This is a genomic window from Ligaoa zhengdingensis (assembly GCF_014384885.1).
Classification (GTDB): domain Bacteria; phylum Bacillota; class Clostridia; order Oscillospirales; family Ruminococcaceae; genus Ligaoa; species Ligaoa zhengdingensis.
The window spans coordinates 1-833 of sequence record NZ_JACRST010000094.1 but is presented as its reverse complement, the minus strand read 5'-3'; the positions used below and the strand labels follow the sequence as shown (position 1 = coordinate 833).

1 protein-coding gene is annotated in these 833 nt (G+C 56.1%); it reads right to left on the bottom strand.

Annotation, left to right across the window (positions count from 1 at the left end):
* The coding region (locus tag H8711_RS13845; RefSeq protein ID WP_249283906.1) for a VirB4-like conjugal transfer ATPase, CD1110 family at positions 1–833 on the bottom strand (833 nt) is incomplete at both ends.

Here is an 833-nt window from a genome sequence, read left to right as displayed (position 1 = left end):
AGCACATGAAATTCGTCGAAGTAGCACCATGTAGCGATACCGCGCAGGAAATTCATGGACACCTGCGAGTTTACCAAGTCCTGCATAATGAGCATGGCAATCGTCCGAAGCCCGGCACCCAGCTTTTTTAAGTCAAGGCATACCAGACGGCGGTTCAGGTCCACATTGGTTTCATGGTTGAACACGTTAAGGGAACCCGACACATAGATTTCAAGGGCAGTTGCCAGCCGTACCGCCTCGCCCTCCGGCTGGGAACAGAGCAGGTCATACAGGGTTTGGAGGGTCGGCATTTTGCTTGTTTCCGGGTTCTGCAAGTGTTCCCGGTACATCTGGCGTACACAGCGATCAATGACGGTCCGCTCCACCGGCTGCAAGCCATCCTTGCCGCCGACGATCAGCTCCATCAGCGACAGGATAAAGTCGGCTTTCAGCGCCATCGGGTTTTCCTCGTCAAAGCTCAGGTCAATGTCCATCGGGTTGATGTGGTGGGGGCTGTCCGGGGCGATCTCGATGACCTGTCCGCCCAGCCGCTTGATAAGGGGCGAGTATTCGCCCATCGGGTCCACCACAATGATCCGGTCACGGGTGGCAAGGAACACGTTCACAAGCTCTCGCTTTGCGGCAAAGGATTTGCCGGAGCCCGGTACGCCGAGGAACAGGCCGTTGGGGTTTTTGAGCTTTTTCCGGTTTGCCATGATGACATTATGGGAAAGTGCGTTGAGCCCGTAATAGACGGCTTCGCCATCCATGCGGAGCTCCTGCGTCATAAAGGGAACGAAAATGGCCGTGGAGCTGGTCGTCATGCCGCGCTTGATCTCAATGCCGTTATGGCC